This window comes from Micromonospora sp. NPDC023966 (assembly GCF_040639095.1).
Taxonomy (GTDB): Bacteria; Actinomycetota; Actinomycetes; order Mycobacteriales; family Micromonosporaceae; genus Micromonospora.
Window position 1 is genome coordinate 153,917 of the sequence record NZ_JBEZZJ010000005.1, and the last position, 14,010, is coordinate 167,926.

Here is a 14,010-nt window from a genome sequence, read left to right on the forward strand (position 1 = left end):
GGCCACCGGCCGACGCGCGGGCCGTAGGCTGGCGGGATGCCCGGCTCGCCGTACACCGATCTGGACCGCCCGCCACTGTCCGCGGCCCGGCTGCAGCGCGCGCTGGTCGCGCCGCACGGGCCCTGGCGCCGGCTGGAACTGCGCGCCGAGACCGGCTCGACCAACGCCGACGTCGTGGAGGCCGCGCGAGCGGGCGAGCCGGAGGGGCTGGTGGTGGTCGCCGAGCGGCAGACCGCCGGCCGGGGCCGGCGCGGCCGGGTCTGGCAGTCACCGCCGCGAGCCGGCATCGCGACCAGCGTCCTGTTCCGGCCGGGTGACGCCGTCGCGGAGCGCGGCTGGTCGCCCGTGCCACCGCCGGGGTACGGCTGGCTGCCGCTGCTGGCCGGCGTCGCGCTGGTCGAGGCGGTGGCCCGGCTGGCCGAGCTCGACGCCCGGCTCAAGTGGCCGAACGACCTGCTGCTGGACGGCGCGAAGTGCGCGGGCGTGCTCGCCGAGGCGGTGCACGGTGCCGCGCCGGACCGGCCGCCGGCGATCGTGGTCGGCATCGGCCTCAACGTGACCCTGCGCGCCGACGAGCTGCCGGAGAACCCGACCGGGCTGCCGGCCACCTCGCTCCAGCTCGCCGGGGCCGCCGCCACCGACCGGGACCCGTTGCTGCGCGCCCTGCTCCGCTCGCTCGCCGACTGGTACGAGCGCTGGCGCGACGCCGGGGGCGACGCGGTCGCCAGCGGCCTGCGGGAGGCCTATCTGGCCGGCTGCGCCACGGTCGGCCGGCAGGTTCGGGTGCTGCTCCCGGACGGCCGCGAAGTCCGCGGCACCGCGACCGGCGTGGACCCGGACGGGCAGTTGCTGGTCGAGGGCCCGGAGGGGGAGCTGCGCCTCGCCGCGGGCGACGTGCTGCACCTGCGCTGAGCACCCACCGCGCGGCCGATCCCGGAGGATGCGCCGACCGGTTACGGTCAGCGCGTCCTGTTCTGCGAGTGGAGGTTTCCGTGGCGTTCCCCGAAGACGTGCTCACCGAAGACGAGCACGTCGTGCTGCATCTGCACCCGCACTGGAAGGCCCTGATCCGGCCGATCCTGGTGCTGGTGCTCGCCGTCGCGGCGGTGGTCGCGGGCTGGGTCCTGCTGCCCGAGGGCGACGGCGGCACGATCGCGCTCTACGTGATCGCCGCGCTCGGCTTGGTGCTGGTGTTCTGGCTGGGGCTGTGGCCGTTCCTGGTCTGGCGCACCACCCACTACCTCTTCACCAACGAGCGGGTGCTGCTCCAGGAGGGGGTGTTCTCCCGCAACCGGCGGGACCTGCCGCTGACCCGGATCAACGACCACGCCATGCACCAGAAGTTCCTGGAGCGGCTGCTCGGCTGCGGCACGCTGACCATCGAGTCCGCCGGTGAGCGCGGCCAGTCGGTGCTCACCGACGTGCCGCACGTCGACCAGGTCCAGACCAAGCTCTACGAGCTGGTCGAGGCCCACCACGACCGGCACAGCCTGGGTGACGGCGAGATGCGCGAGATCCTGGCCGACATGACCGAGGGCAAGCCCCTCCGCGACCCCTCCGCCTGACCCTGCGCCTCCGGCGCCCGCACTGCGGGCGCCGGAGAGCCGGCCGGAGTCAGCGGCGCGGAGCGCGGCGCGGGGTGGGCTGGAGTTCGGCGGCCAGCTCGGCGTCGAGGTCGGCGCCCAGGGCGCGGCCGAGGCCGGCGTCCGCCGGTGCGGGGCGGCCCTGTGGTGGCGCGTAGTCGCCCACGCGGCGCTCGCCGAGCGGTGGCTCGTTCTCCTCCAGCTCGCTGACCGACTCGGCCAGCTCGGCCACCGGGTCCATCTCCGCCATGGTGTCCCACTCGTCACGCGGGATGGTGTGCCAGGTCTCCTCGGCGTGCTTCGGCACCGGCTGGAACACGAACGTCCGGTAGGACCAGAAGCGGAACAGGGTGGCCAGCAGCACGCCGCCGGTCTTCGCCACGTTCAACGCGAGCAGGCTGTTCACGCCGAGGCCGTACTTGGCCAGCGCCAGGACGCCGAGTTCGATGAACAGGCCGGCGCCGTTGAAAACGAAGAACAGGACGTATTCGCGGCGAAGCGCCGATTTCGGTCGATCCCGGTACGTCCAGTGCCGATTCATCAGATACGACGTGATCGTCGCGACGATGGTCGCGACGACGGTCGCCTTGAGCTGGCCGTCGCGGAAAACCGTGAGCGCCAGCGCATTGAACACCGCGTAATTGATGACGGTGTTGATGCCACCGACGATGCCGAATTTGAGCGCCTCGTGGATGAACTTCTGCCAGCGCTCGGGCAGCAGACGGACAAGAGGCATGCGGAACACCTTAGGTCAGTGGGCAGGGCCGACTGGGCCCGGCAGGACGGGATGGGCGGTGGGTCACGCCCCGGACTCTCGGTCGCGGCTCGTCGCCGGAACGGGGGGAGTTCCCGCCTCGACGAAGACGAACCGTCGGTACGACCAGAACCGGAACAGCGTCCCGAGGCCGGTGCCGACGATGAAGCTGGCGATGTTGTCGGCCAGCGGGGTCTGGAACACCTCGGGCCAGATGGCGCCGAGGCCGTAGCGGCTGATCGCGAGACAGGCGACCGCGATGCCGAGGCCCACCCCGTTGAAGAAGAAGAACAGCGCGTACTCGCGGGCGGGGTGGGAGCGCTGGCGGTGCCGCCAGGTCCAGAACCGGTTGCCGATGAACGCCAGGGTGGCCGCGATGACGGTGGAGACGGTCTTGGCCGCCACCGGCGGCATGTGGCGCACGCTCGCCAGGTAGTTGAAGAGGGCGAAGTCGACGAGGAAGGCGAAGCCGCCGACCGTGGCGAACTTGCTCATCTCGCGGATGAGATGACCGAAACGGTCGAGCAGGGCGCCGATCAGACCTCGACGGGTCTGCGGAGCCCCCGGTTGGTCCCCGGTCATCGTCGCGGCCACCCGCCGAGAGTACCGGGTGCGCGCAGCGGGGAGCGGCCGCAACGGCGAGTCGGCGGTCCGCCGCCCCGGCGCGCCGCCCGTGGAGGGCCGGACCGGGTCGGGTACGCGCGCCGCGCCCCCTCAGTTGACCGCCGTCCGTTTCCCGTATCCGTGAGCGGAGCGTAACCGGCCGTGGCGGAATTGTGGACCGGAACGGCGGTCAGATTCCGCCCGTCGGACGCCTCCCCGGGGTTGGCGGCGTACCGGCCCGCCGAAGGTTCTTCGCAAGATTTGCGTGAAACTGCGCGCGAAAGCGGGTAAGAGATCGCGATGCCGCAGCGTGGCCGTACCTTGTGCAGTTCTTCACAACCAGTCCCACTGACTGGGGAGGCAGCCCGGTTTACGCTGAGCCCAATCCCAGGTTTCCACGAAGGCGGCGCACCGGCTCGCCAGAACTCGTGCATCCCATACATCGGTCAGCGTCGACCACAAGGAGATGTGACATGGTTGCTCCGGCTACTGTTCGGGGTATCGATCAGGCCCCGACGTCCCACCCCAAACTGCTCGCCTGGGTACGTGAGGTCGCGGAACTGACCACTCCCGACCGGGTGGTCTGGGTGGACGGGTCCGACGAGGAGTGGCGCCGCCTCACCGACGAGCTCGTCGAAAAGGGCACCCTGATCCGGCTGAACCCCGAGAAGAAGCCCAACTCGTTCTACGCGCGGACGGACCCGACGGACGTCGCCCGGGTCGAGGAGCGCACCTTCATCTGCTCCGTCGACGAGGCGGACGCCGGCCCCACCAACAACTGGATGGCGCCGGCCGAGATGAAGCGGACGATGACGGAGCTGTACCGCGGGTGCATGCGCGGGCGCACCATGTACGTCATCCCGTTCTGCATGGGTCCGGTCGAGGCCGAGAGCCCCATGTTCGGCGTCGAGATCACCGACAGCCCGTACGTGGTCGCCTCGATGCGCATCATGACCCGGATGGGCGAGAAGATCCTGGAGGCGATGGGGAACGACGCCGACTTCGTGCACGCGCTGCACTCGATCGGCGCCCCGCTCGAGCCGGGCCAGCAGGACATCGCCTGGCCGTGCAACGACACCAAGTACATCTCGCACTTCCCGGAGACCCGGGAGATCTGGTCCTTCGGCTCCGGCTACGGCGGCAACTCGCTGCTCGGCAAGAAGTGCTACTCGCTGCGGATCGCCAGTGTGATGGGGCGCGACGAGGGCTGGCTCGCCGAGCACATGCTGATCCTCAAGATCACCTCGCCGGAGGGCAAGGTCTACCACATCGCGGGCGCCTTCCCGTCCGCCTGCGGCAAGACCAACCTGGCGATGCTGGAGCCGACCATCCCAGGCTGGAAGGTCGAGACCATCGGTGACGACATCGCCTGGATGCGGTTCGGCCCGGACGGCCGCCTCTACGCGATCAACCCGGAGTACGGCCTCTTCGGCGTCGCACCGGGCACCGACTGGAAGACCAACGCCAACGCCATGCGGACGCTGGACCGCGGCAACTCCGTCTTCACCAACGTGGCCCTCACCGACGACGGCGACATCTGGTGGGAGGGCATGGGTGAGCCGCCGGCGCACCTGATCGACTGGAAGGGCAACGACTGGACGCCGGAGAGCGACAGCCTCTCCTCGCACGCGAACAGCCGGTTCTGCACCCCGATCACGCAGTGCCCGATCCTGGCCGACGACTACTACGACCCGAACGGCGTGCCGATCGACGCGATCCTGTTCGGCGGCCGGCGCCGGGACACCGTCCCGCTGGTCACCGAAGCCCGCGACTGGGTGCACGGCGTCTACATGGGCGCGACGCTCTCCTCGGAGACCACCGCCGCCGCCTCCGGCGCGGTCGGGGTGGTGCGCCGCGACCCGATGGCCATGCTGCCGTTCATCGGCTACCACGCCGGCGACTACTTCCGGCACTGGATCGAGATGGGCAAGGGCGCCGACGGCGACGAGGCCAAGCTGCCCAAGATCTACTACGTCAACTGGTTCCGCAAGGACGCCGAGGGCAACTTCCTCTGGCCGGGCTTCGGCGAGAACGCCCGGGTGCTCAAGTGGGTCATCGAGCGCCTGGAGGGTCGGGCCGAGGCGGTCGAGACCCCGATCGGCATGGTCCCGGCCCAGGACGCGCTGGACGTCGAGGGCCTCGACATGACCCCGGAGGACGTCCGGATCGCGCTCAAGGTCGACCCGGAGGAGTGGCGCAACGAGCTGCCGCTGGTCACCGAGTGGTTCGAGAAGTTCGGCGACAAGCTCCCCGGCGTCCTCTGGGCCGAGCTGGACGCGCTGCGCGCCCGGCTCGACGCGGAGCCGCAGAAGTAGAGGTGTGACGGAAGCCCGCACCGGGCAACACCGGATGCCATGAGGACGGCCGCCGAACCTGTCGAGGTCCGGCGGCCGTCCGCCGTCCGGGCGCTGACCACCCTGCTCGCCGTCACGGCGGGGGCCACCGTCGCGGTCGAGCTGCTCAACTACTGGTACGCCCCGGAGCAGGAGTTCGGGCTCGCGGTCCGCACCGGCTGGGCGATGCTGCGCTCGCTGGGCTTCCTGGTGCTGATCGGGCACGTCAAGCGGGGCCGTGCGGTGGCGAAACCGTTCGGGCTGATCCTCGCGGTGACCACGGTCTTCGCGGTCGGGCGGCTGGTCGTGCCCCGGGCGGGCGTGCCGCCCCTGCCCGGGCTGCTCGGCTTCGGGGTGCTCACCGCGCTCTGCGTCGCGGTGGTGGCGCTGCTCTACCGCTCCGACGCGGTCGGCGGGCACCTGGTCCGGCACCGCAAGGGCCTGGTCGTCGAGGGCGGGGTGATCTCCTGGCGGGAGGTCGTCCCGAAGCGCCCGCCGGTCACCGGCTGGCTGCTCACCGCCCGGGTCGCCGCCTTCACCTACAGCCCGCTGATGCTGGTGCCGGCCCTGGTCGCGACCGGGTCGATCCTGGACGGGCGGATCAGTGCGGTGCCCGCGGTGCTGTTCTGGTTCGCCGCCGGCATCGCGGTCAGCTACGCCGTGCTGTTCTGCACCGCGTTCCTGATGCGCGACCGCCCCTGGGCCCGCAGGCTGCTGATCGTCATCACCATCGCCACCCTCGCCGTCCACCTCCCGCTCTGCTGGTGGCTCCTCGGCCTGGACGGCCTCATCCGCGACGGCGCCCCCCTCCTGACGGCCGCCCTGGTGACCCTCTACTCCCTCCGCCGCAGCACCCCGCCGTCCTCGCTGCGTTGATCAAGAGGTTCGCGTCAGGCAACGGCCGAATCCCGACCCAAACTCCTTGATCAACCCCACCGGGCCCCGGGGGCGGCCATCTCGCCGGGTGATCATGAGGTTGGCCGCGGTGTCGATCTTCTTTACTGCCCCCAACCTCATGATCAACGGGATCGGGTGGGGCGCGGCGGGGGCGGGGTGGGGAGGTCAGCGGGGAGGATGGGGGTGTGTGGGACGTCATCGTTGTCGGGGCGGGGCCTGCCGGGGCGGCTGCCGCGCTCGGCGCGCGGCGTGCGGGGGCCGAGCGGGTGCTGCTGCTGGACCGGTACGACTTTCCGCGGGACAAGGCGTGCGGGGACGGCATCGCCGCGCACGCGCTGGACGTCCTCGCCGAGCTGGGGGTGACCGGGGCGGTCGACGGGTACGCGCCGCTGCCCGCGCTGCGCCTGATCGGCCCCGGTGGCGGCACGGTGGCCCGGGCGCTGCCCCGGCCCGCGTACACGGTGCCCCGGCAGGTGTTCGACGCGCGGCTGGTGGCGGCGGCGACCGCGGCCGGCGCTGAGCTGCGCCGGCACACCGTCCGCGAGGTGGAGGTGCGTGAGGACCGGGTGGTGCTCGACGGGGAACTTTCCGCCCGGGCGGTGGTCGGGGCGGACGGCGCGGGCTCGGTGCTGCGCCGCACGCTCGGCCACCCGGTGAACCCGGACCGGCACCTGGCGCTCGCCATCCGGGGCTACGCCCCGGCCCGCCCGGGTCCACCCGAGCAGCTCATCGTCACCTCGTCGCCGCGCTGGCCGGCGTACGCCTGGTCCTTCCCGATCGGTGACGGACGGGCGAACGTCGGGTACGGGGAGGTGCTGCGCGGCGAGCCGCTGACCCGCGCCCATCTGCTGGACCGGCTGGCCGCCCTGCTCCCCGGCACCGACCCGGCGGCGGTGACCGGCCTGCGCGCCCACCACCTGCCGCTCTCCACCCACCGGCCGGCGCCGGGGCAGGGCCGGGTGGTGCTGGCCGGCGACGCTCTCTCGCTGATCAATCCGTTCACCGGCGAGGGCATCTTCTACGCGCTGCGCTCCGGGGCCCTGGCCGGCGCCGCGGCGGCCGGCACCCCGCACCGGGCGGCCCGCCGGTACGCCGACGCCCTGCGCCGCCGGCTCGGCACCCACCTGCGGCACAGCTCGGTGGCGGCCTGGCTGGCCCGGCGCCGGTGGGTGGTGGACGGCGCGGTTCGCGCCGCTCGCCGCGACGACCGGGTCTACCGGACCGTGGTGGAGCTGGGACTGGGTGACGGGCGTCTCGACGCCCGCACCCTGGGCATGATCGGCTTCGGCCTCGCCCGGCGCGATGGGCCACCGAGACACTGATCTTCCGCGCGGGTCGCTACCCTGCAAGGTGATGACTCTGCGGAAACTCCTCTACTCCGTGTACGAGCGCCGGCTCACGGCCAAGCTCGCGGGCAAGCCGGTGCCCCGGCACGTCGGCGTGATGTGCGACGGCAACCGCAGATGGGCCCGGGAGATGGGCTTCGTCGACCCGAACGACGGCCACCGGATGGGCGCCGAGCGGATCAAGGAGCTGCTGCGCTGGTGCGACGCCGCCGGTGTCGGGCACGTCACGCTCTGGCTGCTCTCCACCGACAATCTCTCCCGGCCGGCCGCCGAGCTGGACCCGCTGCTCCAGATCATCGAGGACCTCACCACGGAGCTGGCCGAGGAGGGCAACCCCTGGCGGCTGCGGATGGTCGGCGCGCTCGACGTGCTGCCCGCGCACCACGCCGCCGCGCTCAAGGCGGCCGAGGAGCGCACCCGGCAGCGCGGCGGCGGGGCCCAGGTCAACATCGCCGTCGGGTACGGCGGCCGGCGCGAGATCGCCGACGCGGTCCGCTCGCTGCTGCTGGAGCACGCCGCGACCGGCGGCACGGTCGAGGAGCTGGCCAACTCGATCGACGTCGACCACATCTCCGAGCATCTCTACACCAAGGGCCTGCCCGACCCGGATCTGATCATCCGGACCAGCGGCGAGCAGCGTCTCTCCGGCTTCATGCTCTGGCAGAGCGCGCACTCGGAGTTCTACTTCTGCGAACTCAACTGGCCCGACTTCCGCCGAGTGGACTTCCTCCGCGCCCTGCGCTCCTACGCCAACCGGCAACGCCGCTACGGGGCCTGAGGCGCGGCCTCAGCCCAGGTGGGGAAGCGCCTCGGTGAGGAAGTCGCCGAGGGCGGCGGGGGAGTCGAGGGTGAGGTCGGCGGCGTCGGCCACCTCGTGACCGGTCTCCGGGTTCGCCACCGCGACACAGACGCCGAGGAACTGCGGGTCGCCGGCGGCCCGGGCGCGCAGCGCCGCGAACGCCTTGATGTCGGAGACGTCGTCGCCGAAGTACCAGGCGCCGCCGGCGTCCCGGACGACCTCGCCGATGACCATGCCCTTGTCCCGGTCGACGGGGGGCTTCAGCTCCAGCACCATGCGCCCGGCCTGGCAGCGCAGGCCCAGCCGCTCGGCTCGGGCCCGGCCCCACTCCTGCACGAGGTCGCCGAGCTGGGGCGCGGTGCGCCAGTGCAGGGCGACGGAGAGCCGCTTGAACTCCACCAGGGCGCCGGGCGGCAACTCGGCGCGGGCCTGCTCGGCCAGCTCGGCCATGGTGGGCACCCAGGGCAGGGCGGCCGGCTCGGTGACGGTCTCGCCGCCGGAGTGGCTGTGCTCCAGGCCGTAGAGGCCGTAGAGGTCGATGCCGGCGAGGCCGCCGAGGTGGTCGCGGAGGAACTCCACCGGGCGCGCGGAGACGATGGCGATCCGACGTACCCGCGGGGCGAGCGCCTCCAGCGCGGCGAGCACCTTCGGCGCGGGCTGGACCGCGGTCGGGTCGTCGTCGACCGGCGCGAGGGTGCCGTCGAAGTCGAAGAAGAGCACCGTGTCGCCGGCGCGGGCGGCGGTGGCGCGCCACGCGTGCTCGGCGTCCAACGGAGTCTTCGGCTGGTGGTTGCCCAGATTCAACGGCGGCACGCGCGTCAGCGTACCCCGGTCACTGCGGCGTATTCGTGGCCGAGATGTGACGCCGGGACGACGCGGAAGGTCAGCGTTCGGCGGCTCCCCGTCCCCGGCGCCCGAACGGCACCACGGCCGCTTCCTGCCCGTGGCTCAGCAGGTAGCCCTCCACGAAGCCGGTGTTCCGGTCGCCGGTGTGCGCCTCGATCTCGTTGAGCCGCGCCACCAGGAACTCGGTGAGTGCGCTGACCCGGTCGTTGAGCCGGTCGTGCAGCTCGGCGACGACGGCGAGGACCACCGCGGTGCCGGCCGTGATGAGCGCGAAGAGATTGACGACCAGGGGAAGCTGCCCGCCGTCCAGCACGCCGACCACCACGTTGCCGGTCACGCACGATGTCACCGACACCACCGCGACCACGACTGCCAACCATTTCAGGGTCATGGACAGACCCCTCCTTCTGTCCCGCAGGGCTGGGTTCGGCTGTGTCCCGTCCCCCCGCCGATGACGAGCCCTTAGCAGTACAAACGTGGACGCTAGCGTGTCCGATCCGGCCCCGAGGCGAAACGATCGGGTCTGGCCCTCCGTTCTTTCGCCATCTGAGGAACTAGCCGACTTGTTTTCCTCTATTTCGGACATCGACCGGAAGGGTTGGGCGATAAGCGAGATAACGAATGGTTTCCCGGATGTGGAACTTCTCCGCGTCGGAGACGTTCGGGTCGACCAGCCGGCGCAGCAGCGCCTCGACGTCCGGGTCCATCGGCGGCGGGGTGGGTGTGGCGCGGGGGGTGGCCGCCCGGTCCCAGCCCAGGGCGGCGAACGCGGCAGCCGGGTTGAGCCCCAGCCCCTCGCAGAAGGCGACCACCCGCTCGGCCTCGGGGTCGCTGGCCCAGTCGCCGCGTACCCAGCGGTTGATGGTCTGGCGGGAGACGCCGGTGCGCCGGGAGACCTCGGTGCCGCTCCAGGCCCGCATGGCGCGGGCGTCCTCCAGCGCGCGCCGGACGAAGGTGGCGAAGGCGATCTTCCGTGCGTTCGCGGTCTCGGTCACCCCGTGACGGTACGACCAGTCGGTCTCCGCGTCGCGTCCCGGCACGCTGCTGTCACGCCGACGTGACGGTGATCCACGATTCTCGGTAAACGATCCAGCGCTGTTCCTGAGGGGTGTCACCCGGGCAGAATAGATGGACGCCAGTACGGCGGTAAACAGACGAAAAGCTGATACTGTCACGCTCATGAGACAACTTACGGTGTGTCACGTGCATGAGACGACGAGTGCTCATATGCGTCACTCCGCGGGTGTCGAGGGGGTCTCGTGACCGAGCTCGCGACCCGTGCGCAGGCCTTCGGCCTGATCGCGGAAGGGGTGACCGCCGGGCTGAGCGCCCCGTGGCGGCTCTACCTCGCCCGGGGCTGCCGCTACCTCTCCCTCAGCGTCGGCGACCGCGACGAGTGGGACGCTTGGCGTACCCACCTCGGCTGCCCCGAGCTGAGCGTCCGGGTCTACGACGCCGGCGGCGAGATCCGCCGGGCCTCGGTGGCCGAGGTGATCGTCGACGGCTGCCGGATCAGCGTCGAACTGGTCGAGGAGGTCAGCACCGCCGACCTGGAGCGGCTGCTGGTCGTCGACCCCCTGCCCGGGGCGGACGAGCGATGAGCCCCTTTCTCGCCGTCGTGCTGGTCCTCGTGCTCGGCTCGACCTGCTACGCGGCGGGCCGGCTGCACGGCCAGCTCAGCTACCGCATCGGCTACCGGTTCGGCTACCGCCAGGGCTACTTCGACGGCGACCGGGGCGCCTGGAACCGGCGCCGCAGGGACGCCCAGGCGGCCATCGCCTCCGCGCTGGCCGGCCCGGCCCCGGCCGTGATGACCGGGCCCGCCGGGCGCACCGCGCCGTTCGCCGGCACCGCCGTCCCCGCCGCGGTCACCGCCCGGGCCACGTCCGGCCCGGCCCCGCGGGCCACCACGACCACCCAGCTCGGCGGGCTGGCCACCCGGCAGGGCACCACGTACACCGGCTCCTCGTTCGGCGCGGCCGGCGGGGGGTCGCGGACCGGGACCCTGGTCCGGCGGCAGGGCTGAGGTCCGCCCAGACACGGTGTGCCGTCCGCGGCGGACGCGCACCGTCGGAGCCGCCGTCAGACCGGTGACGGGGCTCCGCCGGCCGGGATGCGCGCAGGGGGCATGCATCCCGGCCGGTTCGCCGCGCCTGTTCATCTCCCGGCAAGGCGTGAGCGCGAGGAGTGAGCCGGTGTTGCGAGCCCGCAGTCGCGCGAACGAAGAAGGGTCCGAGATCAACGCCGACCACTAGCCGACTGGCGTTGCGGCGATTAGCGTCTAGGCATGGCACGGGGTTTTCCCGGGCCAGCCGGACAGCCCGGACCTGCGACCTCGCGCACGGGGCCCGCATCCGACCCCGTGTCCACCGGGCACCGGAAGAGGCGGAACTCGGGTGGCCGGGTGCCCATCCGCGGAGCAGGCCTGTGACCACTCGCCGTACCCCCGCCGGTGCCGACCAGACCCCGGCCGCGACCGCCCCGACCCGCCGGACCACCCGCAGCCGCCGCGCGGCCGCCGCGTCCGCCGGCACCGAGGAGCCCCGACCAGCCGGACCGGCCTTCGTCCTGGACACCTCGGTCCTCCTCTCCGATCCCGCGGCGTTCCACCGCTTCGCCGAGCACGAGGTGGTGCTGCCGCTGGTGGTCATCTCCGAGCTGGAGGGCAAGCGCCACCACCCCGAGCTGGGCTGGTTCGCCCGGCAGTCGCTGCGCATGCTGGACGAGCTGCGGGTGCGGCACGGCCGGCTGGACCGGCCGGTGCCCGCCAACGACCAGGGCGGCACCCTCCGGGTCGAGCTGAACCACACCGACGACGGGGTGCTGCCGCCCGGGTTCCGGAACGAGTCGAACGACGCGCGCATCCTCTCCGTGGCGCTCAACCTCGCCGCCGAGGGGCGCGAGGTGACCCTGGTCAGCAAGGACATGCCGCTGCGGGTGAAGGCGGCCTCGGTCGGCCTGCGGGCGGACGAGTACCGGCACGGCCAGGCCAGCGACCCGACCTGGACCGGGATGGCCGAGCTGGAGCTGGCCGAGGAGGAGATCGGCCGGCTGTACGCGGGGGAGACCCTCGACCTCGACGCCGCCGCCGGCCTGCCCTGCCACACCGGCCTGGTGCTGCACTCGGCGCGGGGCTCGGCCCTCGGCCGGGTGCTGCCGGACAAGACCGTCCGGCTGGTCCGGGGCGACCGGGAGGCGTTCGGCGTGCACGGCCGCTCGGCGGAGCAGCGGGTCGCGCTCGACCTGCTGCTGGACGAGTCGATCGGCATCGTCTCGCTCGGTGGGCGGGCCGGCACCGGCAAGTCCGCGCTGGCGCTCTGCGCCGGCCTGGAGGCGGTGATGGAGCGCCGCCGGCACAAGAAGGTCGTCGTGTTCCGCCCGTTGTACGCGGTCGGCGGCCAGGAGCTGGGCTACCTGCCCGGCTCGGAGTCGGAGAAGATGTCGCCGTGGGCCCAGGCGGTCTTCGACACCCTGGGCGCGGTGGTGCACGAGAACGTGCTGGAGGAGGTCACCTCGCGGGGCCTGCTGGAGATCCTGCCGCTGACCCACATCCGCGGCCGGAGCCTGCACGACGCCTTCGTCATCGTCGACGAGGCCCAGTCGCTGGAGCGCGGCGTCCTGCTCACCGTGCTGTCCCGGATCGGTCAGGGCTCGCGGGTGGTGCTCACCCATGACGTGGCCCAGCGGGACAACCTCCGTGTCGGGCGGCACGACGGGGTGACCGCGGTGATCGAGGCGCTGAAGGGTCATCACCTCTTCGCCCACGTCACCCTCAGCCGTTCGGAGCGTTCTCCGATCGCCGCGATGGTCACCGATCTGCTGGAGGACATCCCGCTCTGAGCCTGAGGTTTGCCCGAGTTTGGCCCTGTTTTCCCTGTGGCGCAGATCACATTCCGCGTCCTTGGTTTCCCATCGGCCTCACCGTGCGCAATGGTGTCCAACGAGCGCCCACGCACCAGGAAGATCGTCGAGCATCGTTCGCCACGGCATGGCGGAGAGCCGCGAACACCGGTGCGTCGGCTGCGACCGCGAGGGTCGGGGCGCTCACGGCGCCGGCGCGGCCGCTCCAGGGCCACGCGTCGCGCCGTGTCCTTGCCCCCGACGAAGGGACACTTCGTGAGTCGGCTGTGGAGCCGGTTCGGTGCCCGTACGGCCGCTGTCACGCTGCTCTCCGTGGGCGTCGCCGGCGGCTTCTATCTGGGCGAAGACCGACAGACCCAGCAACAGGGCCTGACCGCGCAGGTCGGCCTGGAGGTCGACCGGACGGAGTACGCGTACCAGCGCGACCTTCAGGCCGACCACCGCCTGGAGTCGGCCAAGCAGCGGGCCGCCGAGTACCAGGCGAAGCTGCGGGCCGCGGCGGCGGCCAAGGAGGCCGCCGAGCGCGCCAAGCAGGCCGAGGCGGCGGCCGCGTCGCGCAAGAAGGAGCGCGAGGCCGCGGCGAAGGCCGAGGCCAAGCCGTACGACGGCCCGATCCCGTCCTCCTGCGAGGAGTTCAGCGGCAACCGCAAGATCGGTTGCGCGATCATGCTCGACGAGGGCTTCGCCATGGACCAGTTCCCCTGTCTGGACAAGCTCTGGACCAAGGAGAGCGGCTGGAACCACAAGGCCTACAACGAGGGGTCCGGCGCGTACGGCATCCCGCAGGCCCTGCCGGGCAGCAAGATGGGCTCGGTGGCCGACGACTGGAAGACCAACCCGGCCACCCAGATCAAGTGGGGCCTCGGCTACATCGAGGGCCGGTACGACGACCCGTGCGGCGCCTGGCAGCACTCGCAGAGCTCCGGCTGGTACTGATCGGACACCGACGGCGGGGGGTGCGGAGATTCGCACGCCCCGCCGTCGTCGT

15 protein-coding genes are annotated in these 14,010 nt (G+C 72.1%); 10 read left to right on the forward strand and 5 right to left on the reverse strand.

The window, feature by feature from the left end; genetic code table 11:
* Window positions 1–36 precede the first annotated feature (36 nt).
* Complete coding sequence (locus AB0F68_RS11045; protein ID WP_357335158.1) at window positions 37–912, forward strand: biotin--[acetyl-CoA-carboxylase] ligase; 876 nt, start codon at window positions 37–39, stop codon at window positions 910–912.
* Between the two features lie 80 nt (window positions 913–992).
* Window positions 993–1,565, forward strand: a complete 573-nt coding sequence (locus AB0F68_RS11050; protein ID WP_357335160.1) for a PH domain-containing protein — start codon at window positions 993–995, stop codon at window positions 1,563–1,565.
* 49 nt (window positions 1,566–1,614) lie between these two features.
* Here the strand turns inward: AB0F68_RS11050 and AB0F68_RS11055 are convergent, their stop codons facing one another.
* The gene (locus AB0F68_RS11055) at window positions 1,615–2,319 is read right to left on the reverse strand and encodes a GtrA family protein (RefSeq protein WP_357335162.1); all 705 of its coding nucleotides are present in this window, start codon (window positions 2,317–2,319) and stop codon (window positions 1,615–1,617) included.
* A gap of 63 nt (window positions 2,320–2,382) precedes the next feature.
* Window positions 2,383–2,919 (reverse strand): GtrA family protein, encoded by a 537-nt coding sequence (locus tag AB0F68_RS11060; protein ID WP_357335382.1) that lies wholly within the window; start codon window positions 2,917–2,919, stop codon window positions 2,383–2,385.
* Window positions 2,920–3,413: 494 nt separating this feature from the next.
* On the opposite strand from AB0F68_RS11060, the gene AB0F68_RS11065 reads away from it, so the two are divergent.
* The 4 genes from AB0F68_RS11065 (at window position 3,414) to AB0F68_RS11080 (ending at window position 8,294) form a co-directional block, all read left to right on the forward strand.
* Window positions 3,414–5,255, forward strand: a complete 1,842-nt coding sequence (locus AB0F68_RS11065; protein WP_357335165.1) for a phosphoenolpyruvate carboxykinase (GTP) — start codon at window positions 3,414–3,416, stop codon at window positions 5,253–5,255.
* A gap of 39 nt (window positions 5,256–5,294) precedes the next feature.
* Complete coding sequence (locus AB0F68_RS11070; RefSeq protein ID WP_357335168.1) at window positions 5,295–6,149, forward strand: hypothetical protein; 855 nt, start codon at window positions 5,295–5,297, stop codon at window positions 6,147–6,149.
* Between the two features lie 206 nt (window positions 6,150–6,355).
* Window positions 6,356–7,492 (forward strand): geranylgeranyl reductase family protein, encoded by a 1,137-nt coding sequence (locus tag AB0F68_RS11075; protein WP_357335171.1) that lies wholly within the window; start codon window positions 6,356–6,358, stop codon window positions 7,490–7,492.
* Between the two features lie 31 nt (window positions 7,493–7,523).
* Window positions 7,524–8,294 (forward strand): isoprenyl transferase, encoded by a 771-nt coding sequence (locus AB0F68_RS11080; protein WP_357335173.1) that lies wholly within the window; start codon window positions 7,524–7,526, stop codon window positions 8,292–8,294.
* 9 nt (window positions 8,295–8,303) lie between these two features.
* On the opposite strand, the gene otsB is transcribed toward AB0F68_RS11080, so the two are convergent.
* The 3 genes from otsB to AB0F68_RS11095 form a co-directional block, all read right to left on the reverse strand.
* Window positions 8,304–9,128: a trehalose-phosphatase gene (otsB, locus tag AB0F68_RS11085; protein WP_357335176.1), complete on the reverse strand. Its 825-nt coding sequence runs from the start codon at window positions 9,126–9,128 to the stop codon at window positions 8,304–8,306.
* A gap of 70 nt (window positions 9,129–9,198) precedes the next feature.
* Window positions 9,199–9,552 (reverse strand): hypothetical protein, encoded by a 354-nt coding sequence (locus AB0F68_RS11090; RefSeq protein WP_091314007.1) that lies wholly within the window; start codon window positions 9,550–9,552, stop codon window positions 9,199–9,201.
* A 163-nt stretch (window positions 9,553–9,715) separates the two neighbouring features.
* Complete coding sequence (locus tag AB0F68_RS11095) at window positions 9,716–10,156, reverse strand: helix-turn-helix transcriptional regulator (RefSeq protein WP_357335179.1); 441 nt, start codon at window positions 10,154–10,156, stop codon at window positions 9,716–9,718.
* Window positions 10,157–10,420: 264 nt separating this feature from the next.
* Here AB0F68_RS11095 and AB0F68_RS11100 point away from each other — a divergent pair, with 264 nt between their 5' ends.
* The 4 genes from AB0F68_RS11100 (at window position 10,421) to AB0F68_RS11115 (ending at window position 13,958) form a co-directional block, all read left to right on the forward strand.
* Window positions 10,421–10,762, forward strand: coding sequence for a hypothetical protein (locus tag AB0F68_RS11100; protein ID WP_107078638.1), 342 nt, complete (start codon window positions 10,421–10,423; stop codon window positions 10,760–10,762).
* Window positions 10,759–11,187, forward strand: coding sequence for a hypothetical protein (locus AB0F68_RS11105; protein ID WP_357335182.1), 429 nt, complete (start codon window positions 10,759–10,761; stop codon window positions 11,185–11,187). The genes AB0F68_RS11100 and AB0F68_RS11105 overlap by 4 nt, the downstream gene beginning before the upstream one ends.
* A 401-nt stretch (window positions 11,188–11,588) precedes the next feature.
* Complete coding sequence (locus AB0F68_RS11110) at window positions 11,589–13,001, forward strand: PhoH family protein (RefSeq protein ID WP_357335184.1); 1,413 nt, start codon at window positions 11,589–11,591, stop codon at window positions 12,999–13,001.
* 276 nt (window positions 13,002–13,277) lie between these two features.
* On the forward strand, window positions 13,278–13,958 hold the full coding sequence (locus tag AB0F68_RS11115; RefSeq protein WP_357335187.1) for a lytic transglycosylase domain-containing protein: 681 nt from the start codon (window positions 13,278–13,280) through the stop codon (window positions 13,956–13,958).
* Window positions 13,959–14,010: the final 52 nt, after the last annotated feature.